The organism is Paenibacillus sp. FSL W8-0439, assembly GCF_038008995.1.
Lineage (GTDB): Bacteria > Bacillota > Bacilli > Paenibacillales > Paenibacillaceae > Paenibacillus > Paenibacillus polymyxa.
This window is the reverse complement of sequence record NZ_JBBPAK010000001.1, coordinates 470,043-488,031: the sequence shown is the minus strand read 5'-3', so window position 1 is coordinate 488,031 and position 17,989 is coordinate 470,043. Positions and strand designations below refer to the sequence as shown.

Genomic DNA, 17,989 nt, shown 5'->3' with positions numbered 1-17,989 from the left:
CCTTCCGCTCCATCAAGTATGTAAGATCTCTCTGAGTTGATTTCTTTCCTATGGCATGAATACTCGAATTAAATCCGAGTATTTTAGTAAGTTTTATAGAGTATACTACTTCGATTTTATATTGATGTCAATATGTGTTTTAAGTTTGGTGCAAGCATTTCTTTCTTTGCATAAATGAACATGATATTGCAGATGGTATGGAATATGCCGAAGTATACACATCTTACCCGAACCGGGGCGGAAGCGGAGGAACATAGATGAAGCGAATATTGACCTTGTGGCTATGCATTGCAATGATGGGAATGTCCACAGTTATAGGAGAATCGGCATCAGCTACCCAAGCTGTGGACGGACAAGCGTATCATTTTGGGTTTAAAAAAAGCAAGGGAGGCGAGCTGCCCTCCATCGCACAAGAAGGCTTTATGCACCTGATTGAAAGACAAGGCGGCATCTTTTTGGGGGATACGACTAAGAAAGAATTATTTCTTACTTTCGACAACGGTTACGAAAATGGATATACCCCCAAGGTACTGGATGTATTGAAAGCGAAAAAGGTTCCGGCCGCCTTCTTTGTTACTGGGCATTTTGTAAAAGACCAACCAGATTTGATGCGCCGCATGGCGAGTGAAGGCCATATCATCGGAAACCATTCATGGAGCCATCCTGATATGAGCACCATCTCTTCGGCAGAGATTCGATCTGAGCTGGATCGGGTACGAACTGCATCTGCAGAGCTGACCGGGCAAAAGGAAATGAAATATGTCCGGCCACCACGCGGCATTTTTAATGAAAAAGCATTGGCATCCTGTCGAGAAGCCGGATATACGAGTGTGTTCTGGTCGGTAGCCTACAAGGATTGGGACACGAATATTCAGCGAGGAACGGACTATGCCTATCGCCAAGTCATGCAGCAGCTCCACCCTGGAGCGGTCATTTTACTCCATTCCGTATCCAAGGATAATGCCGAGGCACTTGGCTCGATCATTGACGAGGCTCGTAAGCAAGGATATGAGTTCAAAAGCCTGGATGACCTTAAAGTTAAGCATTATCACTAAAAATAGCTCTAACTTAATGACTTAATACCGTCATCAGCCCGATCCACATCTGCTCTAGCAGACAGTGTGAATCGGGCTTTTAAGTTTACGAATAAGGAAGGTCATGGATATAATGACGTAAGAAACGATTTGGAGAGCACTTTTTTGGAGGTACATCTATTATGCACTTTGTATTTGATTTGGATGGGACGATCTGCTTCAAGGGGCAGTGTGTGTCGGATAAGATTGCAGGCTGTTTGGAACAGTTAACTCAAGCGGGACATGAAGTCATTTTTGCCTCGGCACGACCAATCCGCGACATGCTGCCTGTACTTCCTGAACGCTTTCACAACTATACCCTGATTGGCGGTAACGGCTCAATGATCTCCCAAAATGGCAGTGTAAAATACGTAGAGTCCTTTCTTCCGGAAGTACAGAATGCTCTGCTCCCACTGCTGGAGGAACACCAAGCTACCTACTTGATTGACAGTGAGTGGGATTATGCGTATACAGGCCCAGCTGATCATCCCATACTCAGCAATGTGGATGTTAGCAAGTTGGCGCAAAAGCTGCCTTTGGCGGCCCTGAAATCTATTGTAAAAATACTCATTTTAACTGCTGACGATATGGAAGGCTTGGCTGCTAAGCTTCTACCGCTGGGTGTGGTCATTCATCAACACCGCAATGAACAGGTACTGGACATTAGCCCACAGAATATCCATAAATGGAACGCGCTTCAGAAGCTAGGTGTGCAGCCTCGTCAATTTATCGCCTTTGGTAATGATGCGAATGATATTCCAATGTTCAAAGAGGCACACCATGCCGTCATGATTCATCATCATGCTGAACTGGCTGCCTACGCGACTGAATCTATCCCTAATGAGGGGGAAAATCAAGAAGAACGGATTATCGCCAAAATCCGTGAATTGGCTGAAACAGTAACTTTTTAGTCCAACGCTAAGGAAGGGGAGGCTCCTCTATGAGCCTCCCCTTCTTTTATCATCTTAAGGATAACGAACATTTATTTTAAGGTTAACTTATACACTCTAGCTTCGTAAGGGCGCAGCTTCAAAGCGTGCAAATTTTCTCCTTTTACCGGTTCATAGTTGGAGAGAAGCAGCCCCGCCTTGGCGATAGGAAACTCCTCACCGTCGGGCCAGTGGAACACTGGATCACGGTCAAAAAAATTCAGAATGACTAGCAAACGCTCTTGTCCCAGCATGCGCGCAAATACATACAGTTCTGTATCAAGTGGCAACAACAGCTTGTATTCGCCATAGACTATGACCTCATGTTGTTTGCGCAGAGCAATCAACTTGCGATAATAGTGATAAATCGAGTTCGGATTATTTCTTTCCGCCTCTGCATTAATGTGCGTGTAGTTATCATTAATTTTCATCCACGGCTCTCCATCGGTAAATCCGGCTGCAGGTCCGGCATTCCACTGCATGGGAGTGCGTGCATTATCCCGACTTTTTCGCCAGATCGCGGCCATAATCTGCTCCTCCGGCTCACCGATCTTTCGTTGCTGCTCATAATAATTCAATGTTTCTACGTCCCGGTAATCATCAATCGAAGGGAAGGCAATATTCGTCATCCCAATCTCTTCACCCTGATAAATATAAGGCGTACCCTCAAGCATATGTGTGAAGGTTGCCAGCATTTTGGCGGATTCCACACGGTATTGCCCATCATTCCCAAATCGAGAAAGAGCCCGCGGTTGGTCGTGATTATTAAGATAATTGGCATTCCATCCTTCCTGATGAAGCACCGTCTGCCAACTACTCATTATTTTTTTCAGTTCCACCAGCGTCCACGACTTGTACTTCCATTTTTCCGTTCCTAACCCTTGGGCATCAATAAACATGTGCTCAAACTGGAACACCATATTCAGCTCATGCCGCTGATCTCCCACATAATCCAGTGCCTGCTCTGGCCCTAAACCGGACGTTTCACCAACCGTCATTAAGGGATAACGCTCCAGTACCTTTTCGTTCAGCATCCGTAGAAGTACATGTACCTGTTCAAGGTTGGAAAAGAGCTGATAGGCACGCACCAAGGTTTGTTTGTCAGGATTATGCGCATCCGGCAGTCCTTCGGCTTTGACAATATGGGCAATAGCGTCAAAGCGGAAGCCATCGACTCCCTTTTTTAACCACCATTCCACCATACGATAGAGTTCACCCACCATCTCTTCATTTTCCCAGTTCAGATCCGGCTGATGCTCGGAATATAGATGCATGTAATATTCGTCTGTAAGCTTGTCATATTTCCATACAGAACCGGAGAAATACGATTCCCAGTTGTTCGGATATCCGCCATTTTTGCCTGTTCGCCATATGTAATAGTCCCGCTTCGGATTATCCTTGGACGAGCGTGACTCCGTGAACCACGGGTGCTCATCCGACGTATGGTTTAATACCAAATCCATCATAATTTTGATACCTCGTTCATGCGCCTGATGAAGGAGTTCATCAAAATCCTCCATCGTTCCAAACTCATCCATAATGGCATAATAATCGCTAATATCATATCCGTTATCGTGATTGGGCGACTTATATATCGGGCAAATCCAGATCACATCAATACCCAGCTCAGACAGATAATCCAGCCGAGACAAAATGCCGCGCAGGTCCCCTTTTCCGTCTCCGTCAGAATCCTGAAAACTGATCGGGTATATCTGATAAACAACAGCTTCCTTCCACCATATTTTTTTAGGCATGTTTCCCTCCTGTATCTTCTCTGTACATCCAATAGCTTATGCTCTTAACATACACGCAATACCTGTATGCGAATCGTCGGTGTAGGGAAATGAGGGACTTGTAAACTTGCTTAGGTACACAAGCAGAGCTCCTATAGCTTACGATATATTTTTTTTAATTTATTTTTTTTGAAAAACAGGTTGTATACATGGACTTGGCGTTACCTATATTTATGAACTACCCATATACTTGAACCAAAAGCGGTGCCATTCTTGAATTTAGGGAGGAATTGATATGAACCTTCGACCCAAGGAGCCAAAGGATTTAATTGTGGAGTCAGCTGTGATCCCGCCCAACATCCATGTGGATGTGGAGTCAGCCACTGAGGGGGGAACACGCCGCCTGATGCTTAGTGATAACCCGGAGACGCTTACCCACGTGACGGTACCTACCGAGCAAGCCACTTTGTGGCATGATGTGGTTCACACCACCACCCGGACAGTCAAGCACCGAATTTTCGGCTGGCATTATAACAAAATCGGCAGCTCTGTTAAACTGGGGATCACCATAGAGAATAAAAGCACGGCCCGCCTGGAAGTACGCCATATTGAACGTGCCCTGGAGATTGTACCTGAGGATGGCAACTGGATTATTGATGTCGGGCAATCTATTGCCAAAAGCTGTTTGGCGGGTACGATGAAACGTCTGAAGCCAGTAGACCGTCACAAATTCGGCAGAGGCACCGCCTTGCTGGAGGAATTTGAGCTACCCGAAGGATCACTGGCCGGATTCGTCTATGACCTCACGGTAGAATATGCCGAAGGCCACGGTACGCTGGACTATGTGATTCGCACCGTAGTCAGCAAAGATACGCAGACTGATCTGCGCGAGATTCATGAGGATGCGCTCCCTCCTGTACCCCCTCCACAGGCGCATCCACGGGGCGTATGGTCCTTTTCTGAAACAAATGCGCGTATGCCGGAGTATGTAGTAGGAGAAAGCGCCAACTACCGAGCATGTGCCACTAAGAAACTGAACGGCGAAACTCCTACCGATCTACTGTTTACAGGGGAACGCAGCGAGCTGGGGCCTGCGCTTGATAATCGCGGACAATTCGGAACAATATATAACGCAACCATTCCTATCGTTAATCACAGTAGTGAGGTACGTACCGTACGAATCTACGCTAATCCACGTGGAGGTGCATTCGCCGGGTCTGTACGCGTAGATGGTCATGTATACGGTATCCCCTTGCTACAAGATAATACCAAGGTATGCCGACTGACTGACATCCGCGTCCCGCCTGGCCAGTCGAGCTATTCTCTTAGCTTCATGGTTGCAGGTAGCGCGACTACTCCGCTGGGTCTATACGTGATCACACTATAATCGTAATAACATTAGATGGGCACATGGGTCGCCTCAATAGTGGCAAAGAATATAATTAAGATGTAATTGTTCTAAAAAATCAAATAACCCGGTGACCATAGATCATCGGGTTATTTGTGTCGATTTCTTTATAGAATACGCTATTTCAGATTACACTACTCTACTAAGTATAAAATTGGATGGTGGAGTAGGCTCCGGCTTACCAAACAAATAACCCTGAGCTAGCGACACACCTGCATCACGACAAAATTCAAAATCCTCCATTTGCTCTACACCTTCAGCCAACACCTGACCACCAAAACGAAAAGCGGATTCCACTATCCCAGTAATTTGGCGTTTTTGATCACTGTTACTGTGACAGCCATCAATTATACTGCGGTCAATTTTAACATAATCGGGCTGGAGGCAATTCATAAGCTCTGTCGTAGAATAGCCTGCCCCTACATCGTCCAGTGCCACCGAAACTCCCCGTGTACGATATTGTTCAAAGATTTGATGCAAAAAATTCAGGTCGTCTATTTCTTCCGTCTCTACAACCTCAAACACAAAATCCTCCGTATTCATGGATAGCCGATCAATTGTCTCAAAGGTATGATTCAAGCAATAAGCCGGATTATAAATGGTTGAAGGGAGAAAATTAATAAATCGTTTAATTCCCATCGGAAGGCATGTCGCACTTTTTTCAATGGCGGAAATACGAGCCGAGCGATCCAAATGAGCATGCAAGCCAGCTTCACGAGCAACTTCAAACAATCGGAAAGGCTGAAAAGACTTATCGGGCTGTGATGGACGCAGCAAAAACTCAAAGCCGATGATATTCAGCTTGTAGTCAACAATAGGCTGCATATGGCTGGTAAAGTTTTGATTCTTAATAATACTCACCAGATCCGGATGTTGCAGTCGAGCTTGCAATTGACTAAATAAAAGCCAGTCCTCAAATCCCTCAACATGTTGCAAACCAGTCACCACAACTTGTATTCGGTCCAAACACTCCTGCGGCAGACGAGCCAGTCCGTTAACTAGCTGTTCCAACTGTGAACGGCTGTCGTAGCGAAACACGATGTTATCCTCACACCAATATTCTGGTTTCATTTGTTCCGATAGCATACCCAAGCCCTCTAATTCTGGAGTAAGCGACACCCTAGAATGCCTAATTTTCAGCAATCCTTGATCCTTAATAGGTAATATGATGCTGCAATTGCTGCAAGTCATAATGGTCCTCCTCGGAACAATTTCCCGGTTTTTTCACCATTATATCACAAACAATTAGAACAAAAGTACTATATAATTACGTGTTTTGACAAAAAATAAGCTTATTCCGAACAACAACTTAGGACTTAAGTACATATTCGACAAAAACAAAGCCTTTTTTACACTCATAATAAACACGGTACTATTGTATTGGGCATCAAAAAAAGCAGCAAATCTCTTGTTTAAAGAGACTTACTGCTTCATTCTGTTATGGAGTGGAGACTAAAATCCCAAGTTACTTGGACGCCTTTGGCTTCGTTGTTTTAGCCGGTTTTGCAGCCGCAGGTTTAGTCGTTTTGACAGCTGGCTTCGCGGTTGCTTTCGCAGGTGCCGCAGCTTCCTTCACAGAGGTCGTTGCTGCACTAGGCTTAGCGCCAGCTTTCAAGCTGTATTTGGCAAACCCGTCTGCCGCGCTGCTCAAGTATGAAATTTGTTGATTTCCGGCCAGCACGTCTTTGGCATCAGGAGAGGACTCAAAGGTAACCTTGGCCTGACCAAAAGGAGCAATAGACCAGTTGCCGTCCGCTGACGGATTAATCGTTCCGTTCGTACGGATATAATCAACAACGACTTGGCGACTTTCATCTGGTGCTGCCATCACAATACGTTTGCCATCTGGGTTGGCCAGTTTGGAGGAGGAAGCACGATAGTTATTGGTCGCAACAATAAATTTCTGTGCAGGATCAATAGCCTTCCCGTTGTATTGCAGATCCTTGATACGATGGGCTGAAGAATCAATAATAGTTCCCTTGGCATCATATCGTGCAGGCTGAGTTACATCAATCTGGTAATTCACACCGTCAATCACATCAAAATTGTAGGTTGGGAAATCTTTGTTGATCAGCGATTGTTCCTCAGTTTTGCTAGGATCAATGCGGTTGAACTGACCCGCAGACCACTCCAGCCACTCCTGAATTTCAGCACCAGTAACTTCTACAGCATGAACCGTGTTCGGGTACACATACAGATCGGACACGTTTTTAATCGCTATTGTACCTTCAGGAATGTTGGTATAATACTCGGCACCGTTGCGACCACCGGCTTTGAATGGAGCGCCTGCCGATAATACGGGGAGATTTTCGTATTCGGTTCCTTTAAGATGGTTTTGAACATACCATTTCTGTGCATTTGTCACAATTTGAATGGACGGGTCATCCTGTACTAATGCAAAATAGCTGGTAATCGGTGCAGTCGTTGTTCCGACAGGTTGACGAACATAATCCAGCGTTCCTTGATGCTCTTCTTTGATCGCATCAATCAGTTTAAATTCAGGAGTAAACTGCACAGACTGATTGGTAGTACTCACAACTGGACGCACTTGAGACTGAGAGTTGATTACGTTCCACTCGTCTTTCTTCTTTTCCAGGCTCAGGTCAATAATCCCCAGATCCTTACCCCATGAAGAAGCTTCCACGGCCGGCACGCCATTAATGGTTCCTCTATCCAGATCTACACCCTTCATATCTTTAAAATCAGGGCCAGGGAAAGATTTATGAGCATGCCCAAACAGAATCGCGTTAATTCCGTCCACCTGGCTCAAATACTTAACGGCATTCTCCATCATTGGTGTTTGCGGCACATCCTCATAGCCTGTATGTGCAAGCACAACAATAATGTCAGCACCTTCTGTTTTCATTTGTGGAATAAACTTTTTGGCTGTTTCCACGATATCCTTTGTAACGACCTTATCCTTCAAATTAGCTTCATCCCACTGCATAATTTGAGGTGTTACTAGACCGATGACACCCACTCTGAGTGTATGCTCTTCGCCCTTCTCATCCGTTACTGTTTTATCAAGAATCTGATAAGGGGTAAGATAATTTTTAGTAGCTTGCCCCCCTTTATCAACATAAACGTTCGCATTTACGTAAGGAAAATCAGCACCCTTGAGCGATTTGTCCAGAAAGTCGAGACCATAGTTAAATTCGTGGTTGCCGACAGTAGCCGCATCATAGTCCATCAAGTTCATCATCTTATAGACCGGATGAACACCGCCTTCTTTCTCAAAGGTTTTGTTGCGGGCCATATAATCGTCTAATGGATTGCCCTGCAGCAAATCACCGTTATCGAACAGCATGCTGTTTCTTGTTTCACTACGCGCTTGTTGGATCAAGCTTGCTGTCCTAATCAAGCCATATTCGTTGGTTTCTTTGTCCGAATAATAATCATAATTCATGAGCGCTCCATGAATATCCGTTGTCTCCATGATCCGCAAATTCACCGTAGCGCTATCGCGAGAATTGCTAGCTGCCCAGGATGGAGCGGCTGAAAACACCAGTAGGCTACAAGCTACAACTGCTGCTGTAAACCCTCTAAACCAATTTTTACGAAATAACAAAATATACCCCTCCTCATTAAGGTGTATGCCTCATATACATACTTTTGCACATATATGTAAGCTTTGAACCCACCATTCCTATTTTAATCCAACGCCAGACAAAAGAGTAGTCATTTGCTTAAAATATTTATGAAAAAATAATTATTTTGCGTATAAAAAAAGCCAGTAAATCTCCTGAAAAAGTTGGAAATTTACTGGCTTGTCCGTTTATATTGTTTCTATTTCGTCCACACCTGGCGCTCCGTTTGTTGACCCACGTACTCAATACGAGTCGGATTGACGTCTAAGATGACATAATCGGGATCATCTGGTCCGGAAAACCATTTTTTCAGAGAATCATTCCACACTTGTTTGCGTAACCCCTCATCAGCTGTAATCTGGACGGTAGCCTCCACTTCCAAGACTTCCTTCGTGCCACCCACTTCATAGCCCAGCAGCAGATAAGCATTCGGATTGTCCTTTAGCTCATCCACTTTATGTGTTTTGCGATCCGTCGCCAGATGAATGTTCATTCCATCGTTAAAAAGGGCCATATAGCGTACTTTCGGTTTTCCGCCCTCAACCGTACCTAACGAGCAAAATTTGTTGTTATCCAAAGCCTTCACAATGGCTTGTTCCAGCTGACTGCGATCCAGTGTCTCCGTTTTACCCACAGTACAACAACTCCTTTTTACGAATTAGAATTCTATAGGGCTATGCCACTTGGCACCAGCTCTCCTAAACATACAGTGTAGCTGTTCTGAAAATAACATGACCAGAACAGATCTGAATGATTCATGTTCATTTTCAGATCGAAGCTCACAGTAAAAGTGTACCCTGTCGTTCGACAAATGAACCGTGAGCGCTTCCTCAAAGCTGGACAGACCCGCTTTCAAGGCATATAATCGTCGTAGTAAACCCGAATAAACGAACCCATTAAACCATACAATGCCAGGGGTGCTGGAATCGGCCGGCTGAGAGTGTGTCCCAAGACACTGACCCTTACAACCTGATCTGGGTAATGCCAGCGTAGGAATGCTTAAGCAAGATGTGCCTTTTATTAAAACAGGACATCCCTTACTTTGGTATATACAAGCGCAAGCGTCCCGGAATCTCGGGACGCTTTTTTTGTTGAAGATAAAGTTGTTGGAAAGATTGCTTCCGGCAGATGTGATTTTTGTGAAAATGGGGAATATAAACTGTCTGATTGGACGGATAACGGGTAATTAAAAAGGAGAGAACACAACGATGAAGCGCATGAAAATGTTAAGCCTGGGTCTGATCAGTCTGTGGCTCATGGCTATGACTCTGACCGCTTGCGGCGGCAATCCCCCTACATCTCAAAAGGAGGTTCCTGCTGCCGACACTTCAACGTCTACCTCAGCAAAGGGGCTCAAAGATGTTAAAGTCGTGCTCGACTGGACACCCAATACGAATCACACGGGACTCTATGTCGCCAAGGACAAAGGATTTTACGAAAAAGCAGGCTTAAATGTCCAAATCGTTCAACCTGGTTCAGGAGGAGCCGACCAAATGGTTGCTTCGAATGCTGCACCTTTTGGTATCAGCTATCAAGAAGGCGTCACTCAGGCTCGCATCCAAGGCGTACCGCTCGTATCCATCGCTGCGGTGATTCAGCATAACACCTCTGGCTTCGCAGCTCCGGTAGACCGCGGAATTAAAAGCCCGAAAGATTTCGAGGGTAAAAGCTACGGCGGCTGGGGTTCTCCTGTAGAAGAAGCGGTCATGAAATCCATTATGGATTCAGACCAAGGTGATGTGAGCAAAGTGAAAATCGTCAATATGGGCAATGCAGACTATTTTACAGCCGTGAAGCGGGATATTGACTTTGCCTGGATTTTCTACGCATGGACCGGGATTGAGGCCGAGCTTCGAGGCGAGCCCTTGGATATGCTGTATGTAAAAGATTATTCCAAAAGTCTCGATTACTATACACCTGTAATTGTGAGCAATGAACAGACGATAAAAAACGATCCTGACCTAGTCAAAGCGTTCATGGACGCTACTGCACAAGGCTATGAATACACTATCGCCCATCCAGAAGAAGCGGCGAATATCTTAACTAAAGCTGTGCCAGAGCTGGACAAAAAACTGGTACTTGCTAGCCAAAAATGGCTAAGCCCGCGTTATCAGGACGATGCCACGCAATGGGGTTTACAAAAAGCAGAGGTATGGCAAAACTACTCGGATTGGATGTATGAACGCAAGCTGCTCAGCAAACCTTTGGAAGTCGATAAGGCCTTCACAAACGACTTCTTGCCCAAGCGTTGATCATTTTGTTAAAACGCTAAATAAGACTGGACTAGAGAAGAACGAAGCGCCACTACGCGCTTTGTGTGTAAAAATGCCACACAACCTATCAAAAAACTAAAGTGCTTTTAAGGCGGTTAGTAGCGGAGCGGTTCATTTGAATCTGGAGAAGCGAAGCGTTCGCCTGAAGCTTTCTTTAGGAAAGCTAGCTTCGGAAGCATACGCTCAGGGGGATTCTTACCTTTAAAATTTAATTCAAAGAATCCCATGGCAACAGCGATCGTAAGATCAAATGAAACGCGAAGCGGTCTCCCCGCCTTAAACCAATTTATTTTCCTAATAACTTAAACAATAAAGGACAGGTGAAATTCACATGGCTAATACACTTCTCAGCATTCAAGTAATCCCTAAAACACCTAATAACGAAGACTCTTACCCCTATGTAGACAAGGCGATTGAGGTCATCCAGCGTTCCGGTGTCAAACATCAGGTGAATCCATTGGATACGACCATGGAGGGCGAGCTCGACGAGTTGCTGAAAGTGGTTAAAGAAATGCACGAGGCTTTGACGGAAGCTGGAAGTCCCAGCGTCATTTCACAGATCAAAATTGCACATAACCCACAGGGCATCAGCATGAACAAGCTGACCGAGAAGTATCGCCCATGAATCCGAAAGGCAAGAACGCATCCTGGTGGAAAAGCGTATGGCCGCCCCTTGTGGCGGTCCTCTTCTTTTTAGCCGCTTGGCAGGGAGCGGTTTCCTATTTACATATTGAATCCTGGCTGCTGCCAGCTCCATCCCTAATCGTACAAGAGGGTATGGCGCAGTCGGCGTTGCTTGGTGCCCATACATGGGCTACGATTCGCCTGACGCTTGCGGGATTTGCTATAGGGACAGCAACAGGACTGCTGATCGCCATCGTTCTCCATACGATTCCTTTTCTCAAATCTGCTCTGTACCCGCTCCTGATCCTTAGCCAAAACATTCCGATCATTGCCCTCGGTCCGTTGCTCATGGTATGGTTCGGTTTTGGCGTGCTGCCCAAGCTTATGGTCATTACATTAGTATGCTTTTTTCCCGTGGCTGTAGCAGCCATGGACGGGCTGACACGGACAGACCGTATGATGATGAACTACATGCGGATGTCGGGTGCAAGCCGCAGGGCTATTTTTATGAAGCTGGAGCTGCCACACTCCCTGCCACAAGTCTTCTCTGGCGTTAAAATCGCTGCTACCTACAGTGTGATGGGCGCGATTATTGCCGAATGGATTGGGGCCAGTGAAGGAATTGGATATTATATGTTGCTGCAAAAATCTGCCTATCGTACGGATCTCATTTTTGCCGCTATCGGGATTATTGTTACACTCAGCTTACTGATGTTTGTCGTTATTCTACTACTGGAGAAATGGTTGGTGCGCTGGAAACCCGATCAAGAATAGCCTCCACATATTGCATTAAAGCATTAATGAAAGGACGTGGCACATATGAGTCTGCATCCGACGGACTTGACATCACCACCTGTGGCTGATGAACAGCAACAAGCCGGAGAACCGCAGGCAATGGCACCTGCTCCTCCTGCTTTGGAATTGGACGGGATCAGCCTCGCCTTCCGGGAAAAGCGAAGCTCACTGCCTGTACTACAGGATGTATCCCTTACCGTTAAGCCAGGCGAATTTGTCTCCCTCATTGGTCCGTCAGGCAGTGGCAAAAGTACGCTGTTTCACATCATCGGCGGGCTGCTCAAGCCGCAGCAGGGACGTATTCGTATGCATGGACAGGACGTGACTGGTGAACGCGGTCATATTAGCTATATGCCGCAGCAGCCCGCCCTTTTCCCGTGGCGCACCACGCTGGACAACATACTGCTCGGGCAGGAAAACGCACCGCGAAAGGATGCAGCAGCAGAGTCCCGATACGTCAGCGAACGTGAACGGCGCAAAGAAGCCTTGCAATGGCTTGAGCAGGTTGGGCTGGGCAAGTTCGCAAAGGCGTATCCGCATACGCTATCTGGTGGCATGCAGCAACGTGCGGCCTTTCTCCGCGCCCTGCTTAGCCCGCAGGAATTAATGCTGCTGGATGAGCCGTTCAGCGCACTCGATGCGCTGACACGTGCAGACATGCAGCAATGGTTATTGCGGATGTGGGAGAAGAACCGCCGCTCTGTGCTGTTCATTACCCACAGCATCGAAGAAGCGCTGTTGCTCTCCGACCGCATTTATGTGCTGTCGGCGCGACCTGCTTCAGTGATGCATGTCGTAGACGTTCCTTTTCCTCGCCCGCGTAGGGAAGAAATCACCCTCGATCCACGCTTTATGGAATGGAAGCGGACAATGACTGGCTGGATGCGTGAGGAAAAGCACAAACTGGACGGCGATATGGACACCGCTGAAAGTGTCCGTAAAAACACCTCTGACGGCGGGGTAAACCATTATGAATGATTGGAATGTGCACTCTGCATTGAGATTGAACGTCGCAGCAACTGTTCCCTTAATCGACGCACACATTCATGTAGACAGTTACCCACCTGAACAACAGGAGCTATTGCTCGCTTCGCTTGTCGACAACCATGTAGAAGCCATCATAGCTGTGTCCATGCATCTAGCCTCCAGTCAAGCCAACTTGCGCCTGGCTGAGCGTTGGCCCAGGCTAGTACGTCCAGCCTTCGGCTTTCATCCAGAACAGGCTCTGCCATCACAAGCCGAGCTTGACCTGTTGTTCCACTGGATGGACGAACATGTACAGCAGATGGTCGCGGTGGGTGAAGTCGGCTTGCCCTATTACAATCGGCTGGAAGTCTCACGCAGCGGAGATGCTTTTGACCTCGCTCCCTATATAGTGCTACTGGAGCGTTTTATCCAGTTTGCAAGCAAGCATAGCAAACCCATCGTGCTGCACGCCGTTTATGAAGATGCAGACATTGCCTGCGACCTGTTGGAACGTCACGGCGTTACGCAGGCGCATTTTCACTGGTTCAAGGGCTCTGCCGCCACGACCGAACGTATGGCCCGTAATGGCTATTATGTGTCCTTCACACCGGATCTCCTGTACGAAGAAGAAATCCGCAGTTTGGCAAGACAGTATCCGTCTGATCAGGTCATGGCAGAGACAGACGGTCCATGGCCATTCGAGGGCCCTTTTACCGGACAGCAGACACATCCACGGATGACTGCCGAGGTCATTCGCGCGTATAGCAAGCTGACCGGTCAAGATGAAGCTACTGTCCGTCAATTGTTTTATGATAATACGAGCCGCTTCTACTCCCTGTCTAATTCATAAAGGCATATCAGCTATTTACTAAAAGGCTCACAACCATAACTTGTAGTCAAAGCAAAGAACCTCCTTATATACGCGAAACTTTATCATGCGTAATTAAGGAGGTTCTTGTAATTTTACATACACGTGTTGCTTAAAATGCGGCTCATCCATAGCAACGTTTTTTGACGTTGCTCCACTTTATTGCTTCAAGAAACCCTTCTGTTCCAAAAATGGCTTCAACTGCAAACGCGCTGGCTCGGTCAATCTCGTCGCCATTTGCTCAGACCAAGGTGTAGAGCGTTGACCGCCCGTACGTTCCTTCAGATATTCAGCTGATGTATGGTCGTATACCTCTACAGCTTTCATCGTCTGATTTTTATCGTAACCGTTCATATGCAAAACACCGGACAGTGGAAGTCGTGGACGCAAGCCCGTTTCCTGATCCGGTACACCAATGCACATACCAAACACTGGATATACCAGCTCTGGTAACCCTAACAACTCGGATACCTCTGCTATTTTAGTACGAATGCCCCCGATGTAAACGATGCCCAAGCCGAGTGATTCAGCGGCCACCGCTGCATTTTGTGCAGCTAACGCGGCATCAATGGTTGCAACCGTATAATTTTCGACGGACCCTTCGTAGGAAGGCTGGCCTGGCTGATGATGAATCGTCACCTGCTTCAAACGATACAGGTCTGCGCACCACACCAGAAATGTAGGGCATTGCTCAACATAAGCCTGCCCTCCTGCCAACTCGGCCAGTTTTGTTTTTAAGGAAGGCTCGGTAACGGCAATAACGGTATATGCCTGCACATTGCTGGACGAGGATGCCATTTGGCCAGCTGCCACAATAGCTGCGAGCTGCTCGTCGGTAATGGGGTCTGACTTGAATTTTCGCACAGACCGGTGGTTCATCAACAAGGAAATCGTATCATTCATGACGGCTTCACTCCTAATCCATAATATAAGCTCTTTATCTGCTTCAAGCTGTGAGTACACGAAAAGGTTCTTGCATACTTGCATGGCACTCCTACAAATATTATGAAACTTTCGCCAATGATAAGCAACCTGACGCGATGAAAGATGGCACCATGGATTACACAAATGAAAAACTTAGCAAAAAAGCAAGTACGCACAAAGCTAAAATTGTGCGTACTTGCTCTAATTACAAAATGATCTCGCTACAAATATCCAGCAGTATGCGTCTGCCTAATACATCAAAACATTTACAGCTTCACGCGCTGGAGACGCAGCGCATTCAGCACGACCGAAACAGAGCTGAATGCCATGGCCGCTCCCGCCAACCATGGAGCAAGAAAGCCCAAAGCAGCAATCGGAATGCCGATCACGTTATAACCGAGCGCCCAGAACAGATTTTGCCGTATGTTTGTCATGGTCCGCCGGCTCATTTCGATCGCGTCCGGAATGCTATTTAGGTTACCACGCATGAGCGTAATATCGGCAGCCTCCATGGCCACATCCGTACCCGTACCCATTGCCATCCCTATATGAGCTGTAGCCAGCGCCGGCGCATCGTTAATACCGTCCCCGACCATGGCTACGATCTTGCCCTGTTCCTGAAGTCGTTTTACCTCTTCGGCCTTTCCTTCAGGCAACACTTCCGCCAGCACCCGTTCAATTCCCGCCTGGGCGGCAACGGCCCGCGCCGTCCTTTCATTGTCACCCGTAATCATGATGACTTCAATGTTCATCGCCCGCAGACGGGCAACAGCTTCTCGTGACGTTTCTTTAATTGTATCCGCGACGGCCACTAATCCGGCATAGGAACCGTCCACAGCGACAAGCATCGCCGTTTTCCCTGCGCCTTCCAGTTCATTCATTTGCTGCTCGGTTGAGTCATCAATCGCGATGCCTTCCCTGCTCATTAACCGGCGTGTGCCCACCAATACCTGCTTGCCTTCCACAGAGGCCTTCACACCATAACCCGGAATATTTTCAAAATCCGTCGGACTCACTAGCTCAATACCTCGATCAGCAATCCCTTTTACAATAGCTTCTGCCAGCGGATGCTCCGAGCTTTTTTCTGCCGCACCGAGCAATCGCAGCAAATCCGTTTCAGCCAGGCTGCTTGCGCCAACCATAACATCCGTTAGCTCTGGCTTGCCGTTCGTAACCGTACCTGTCTTATCCAAAATCACTGCGTTGACGGAACGGGTCATTTCCAAATGCTCGCCGCCCTTGAACAAAATACCGTACTCAGCGGCACGTCCCGATCCTGCCATAATGGACGTTGGGGTAGCCAATCCGAGCGCACAAGGACAAGCAATGACGAGAACTGCAATCATTTTCTCCAATGATCCTGCAAAATCAGACGGTGTCACAAGGAAAAACCAGACGAGAAACGTCATCACGGCAATAGCAACTACGATGGGAACAAAGATACCCGAGATTTGATCCGCAATCCGCTGAATCGGGGCCTTGGAGTTTTGCGCATCTTCCACGACCTTAATAATACGGGCCAACGCCGTATCACCACCCACACGCTCAGCCTGGATACGAAGTACTCCGTTTTTATTGAGCGTGGCTCCTGTGACTGGGGAACCCTCTCCTTTTTCAACCGGAAGACTCTCGCCACTTAACATGGATTCATCCACTGCCGAACGCCCATCCACGACTACACCATCGACGGGAATTTTCTCCCCTGGACGCACAATAAAGATATCCTTCACACGCACTTGTTCAATCGGTATATCTAGCTCTTGTCCATCACGTACCACACGTGCCGTTGTCGCCTGTAGGTTCATCAAGCTCTTGATCGCCTCAGACGAACGTCCTTTGGCTACCGCTTCGAACCATTTACCGACCAGAATAAGCGTAATGAGTACCGCGCTTGTCTCGTAATACAGCTCTGGCATGGTCATGACAGGCATTCCCGCCATTCCCTCCATGACATCAGACGGACGCAGGGTAAGGTACAAGCTGTAAAAATAAGCCGCAGACGTACCCAGTGCAACTAACACATCCATATTCGAACTGCCGTTGCGAAGCGCTTTATACGCGCCCACATAAAACTGCCATCCAATGATGAACTGAATGGGTGTTGTCAGTACAAGTTGAAACCATGGATTCAAGAACAGTTCCGGTACATAAATCCATGAGGTAAAGGAAAAATGAGCCACCATCGCCCACAATAACGGAAGCGACAGCACTGCCGATATTATCCACTTCCATTTTTTACGTTGGATATCCTTACTGCGAACATCCGCAATATTGTCCTCAGCACTCTGTGGGATCGCTCCGTAGCCCAGCTGTTCAATCTTGCTTACCAGATCACTAACCGTAGTACTCCCAGCAGAATATTCCACATGAGCTGTTTCCATCGCCAAATTAACCGTAGCACCTGTTACGCCTGGTATTCGGTTTAATCCTTTTTCAATTCGAGCTGCACAGGCTGCGCAAGTCATGCCCGTCACATTCAAATTGGCTTCTTCACTCACAGTTCCAAAACCAAGAGAAGCAATTTTATCGCGGAATTCAGGGATTTCCACCTGCTTGGGGTCATAGGATATAGACGCCTGCTCCAATGCCAAATTCACATTAGCCTGCGCCACTCCGTCTATTCGGTTTAAACCTTTTTCAATACGGCTTGCGCAGGCTGCGCAGGACATCCCCGTAATATGAAGTGTTGTATGCTTATCACCGTCGGTCGCACGGTTTTCCATGGTAGTCCTCCTTCTACATACCCCAGTGGGGTATATTGTGTTCAAAAAGAAAAAGCTCCTTACAAGGAAGCTTCTTCTTCGAACAA

The 17,989-nt window shown here is 47.1% G+C and carries 14 protein-coding genes and 1 riboswitch; of the genes, 8 read left to right on the top strand and 6 right to left on the bottom strand.

What is annotated here, in order from left to right; all coding sequences use genetic code 11:
* Positions 1-257: 257 nt before the first annotated feature.
* Positions 258-1,055 carry a delta-lactam-biosynthetic de-N-acetylase gene (gene pdaA / locus MKX36_RS02140; protein WP_045245249.1) on the top strand — a complete coding sequence of 266 codons (798 nt, stop codon included), beginning with the start codon at positions 258-260 and terminating at the stop codon, positions 1,053-1,055.
* Between the two features lie 161 nt (positions 1,056-1,216).
* On the top strand, positions 1,217-1,984 hold the full coding sequence (locus MKX36_RS02135; RefSeq protein WP_340864131.1) for an HAD family hydrolase: 768 nt from the start codon (positions 1,217-1,219) through the stop codon (positions 1,982-1,984).
* A 71-nt stretch (positions 1,985-2,055) separates the two neighbouring features.
* Here the strand turns inward: MKX36_RS02135 and MKX36_RS02130 are convergent, their stop codons facing one another.
* Positions 2,056-3,756: a glycoside hydrolase family 13 protein gene (locus MKX36_RS02130; RefSeq protein WP_045245248.1), complete on the bottom strand. Its 1,701-nt coding sequence runs from the start codon at positions 3,754-3,756 to the stop codon at positions 2,056-2,058.
* A gap of 274 nt (positions 3,757-4,030) precedes the next feature.
* Between MKX36_RS02130 and MKX36_RS02125 the strand changes: the two genes are divergently transcribed.
* Positions 4,031-5,122 carry a hypothetical protein gene (locus MKX36_RS02125; protein ID WP_340864130.1) on the top strand — a complete coding sequence of 364 codons (1,092 nt, stop codon included), beginning with the start codon at positions 4,031-4,033 and terminating at the stop codon, positions 5,120-5,122.
* A gap of 150 nt (positions 5,123-5,272) precedes the next feature.
* On the opposite strand, the gene MKX36_RS02120 is transcribed toward MKX36_RS02125, so the two are convergent.
* The 3 genes from MKX36_RS02120 to MKX36_RS02110 form a co-directional block, all read right to left on the bottom strand.
* Positions 5,273-6,334, bottom strand: coding sequence for an EAL domain-containing protein (locus MKX36_RS02120; protein WP_257126595.1), 1,062 nt, complete (start codon positions 6,332-6,334; stop codon positions 5,273-5,275).
* 274 nt (positions 6,335-6,608) lie between these two features.
* Entirely contained in the window at positions 6,609-8,711 is a 2,103-nt protein-coding gene (locus MKX36_RS02115; protein ID WP_340864129.1) for a bifunctional 2',3'-cyclic-nucleotide 2'-phosphodiesterase/3'-nucleotidase, read from the bottom strand.
* A 218-nt stretch (positions 8,712-8,929) separates the two neighbouring features.
* Complete coding sequence (locus tag MKX36_RS02110) at positions 8,930-9,364, bottom strand: pyridoxamine 5'-phosphate oxidase family protein (protein WP_016818833.1); 435 nt, start codon at positions 9,362-9,364, stop codon at positions 8,930-8,932.
* Between the two features lie 269 nt (positions 9,365-9,633).
* Positions 9,634-9,743: riboswitch (TPP riboswitch) on the top strand.
* 195 nt (positions 9,744-9,938) lie between these two features.
* Here MKX36_RS02110 and MKX36_RS02105 point away from each other — a divergent pair.
* The 5 genes from MKX36_RS02105 (at position 9,939) to MKX36_RS02085 (ending at position 14,238) form a co-directional block, all read left to right on the top strand.
* A complete protein-coding gene (locus MKX36_RS02105) occupies positions 9,939-10,982 on the top strand; it encodes an ABC transporter substrate-binding protein (RefSeq protein WP_123796678.1) in 1,044 nt (347 codons plus the stop codon).
* A gap of 352 nt (positions 10,983-11,334) precedes the next feature.
* Positions 11,335-11,628: an MTH1187 family thiamine-binding protein gene (locus MKX36_RS02100; RefSeq protein WP_016818835.1), complete on the top strand. Its 294-nt coding sequence runs from the start codon at positions 11,335-11,337 to the stop codon at positions 11,626-11,628.
* Complete coding sequence (locus tag MKX36_RS02095; RefSeq protein WP_290403984.1) at positions 11,625-12,401, top strand: ABC transporter permease; 777 nt, start codon at positions 11,625-11,627, stop codon at positions 12,399-12,401. The genes MKX36_RS02100 and MKX36_RS02095 overlap by 4 nt, the downstream gene beginning before the upstream one ends.
* Before the next feature lie 45 nt (positions 12,402-12,446).
* A complete protein-coding gene (locus MKX36_RS02090) occupies positions 12,447-13,400 on the top strand; it encodes an ABC transporter ATP-binding protein (protein ID WP_340864128.1) in 954 nt (317 codons plus the stop codon).
* On the top strand, positions 13,393-14,238 hold the full coding sequence (locus MKX36_RS02085) for a TatD family hydrolase (protein WP_340864127.1): 846 nt from the start codon (positions 13,393-13,395) through the stop codon (positions 14,236-14,238). Before MKX36_RS02090 ends, MKX36_RS02085 begins: the two co-directional genes overlap by 8 nt.
* 177 nt (positions 14,239-14,415) lie before the next feature.
* Here the strand turns inward: MKX36_RS02085 and nfsA are convergent, their stop codons facing one another.
* Entirely contained in the window at positions 14,416-15,159 is a 744-nt protein-coding gene (gene nfsA / locus MKX36_RS02080; protein ID WP_013369076.1) for an oxygen-insensitive NADPH nitroreductase, read from the bottom strand.
* A 287-nt stretch (positions 15,160-15,446) separates the two neighbouring features.
* Positions 15,447-17,903: a heavy metal translocating P-type ATPase gene (locus tag MKX36_RS02075; protein ID WP_019685928.1), complete on the bottom strand. Its 2,457-nt coding sequence runs from the start codon at positions 17,901-17,903 to the stop codon at positions 15,447-15,449.
* Between the last annotated feature and the right edge of the window lie 86 nt (positions 17,904-17,989).

Coding starts and splice junctions, on each gene's coding strand:
- MKX36_RS02095 (WP_290403984.1), top strand. CDS start 11,625: ATGAATCCGAAAGGCAAGAACGCATCCTGGTGGAAAAGCGTATGGCCG.
- MKX36_RS02085 (WP_340864127.1), top strand. CDS start 13,393: ATGAATGATTGGAATGTGCACTCTGCATTGAGATTGAACGTCGCAGCA.
- pdaA (WP_045245249.1), top strand. CDS start 258: ATGAAGCGAATATTGACCTTGTGGCTATGCATTGCAATGATGGGAATG.
- MKX36_RS02135 (WP_340864131.1), top strand. CDS start 1,217: ATGCACTTTGTATTTGATTTGGATGGGACGATCTGCTTCAAGGGGCAG.
- MKX36_RS02120 (WP_257126595.1), bottom strand. CDS start 6,334: ATGACTTGCAGCAATTGCAGCATCATATTACCTATTAAGGATCAAGGA.
- MKX36_RS02105 (WP_123796678.1), top strand. CDS start 9,939: ATGAAGCGCATGAAAATGTTAAGCCTGGGTCTGATCAGTCTGTGGCTC.
- MKX36_RS02075 (WP_019685928.1), bottom strand. CDS start 17,903: ATGGAAAACCGTGCGACCGACGGTGATAAGCATACAACACTTCATATT.
- MKX36_RS02100 (WP_016818835.1), top strand. CDS start 11,335: ATGGCTAATACACTTCTCAGCATTCAAGTAATCCCTAAAACACCTAAT.
- MKX36_RS02090 (WP_340864128.1), top strand. CDS start 12,447: ATGAGTCTGCATCCGACGGACTTGACATCACCACCTGTGGCTGATGAA.
- nfsA (WP_013369076.1), bottom strand. CDS start 15,159: ATGAATGATACGATTTCCTTGTTGATGAACCACCGGTCTGTGCGAAAA.
- MKX36_RS02130 (WP_045245248.1), bottom strand. CDS start 3,756: ATGCCTAAAAAAATATGGTGGAAGGAAGCTGTTGTTTATCAGATATAC.
- MKX36_RS02125 (WP_340864130.1), top strand. CDS start 4,031: ATGAACCTTCGACCCAAGGAGCCAAAGGATTTAATTGTGGAGTCAGCT.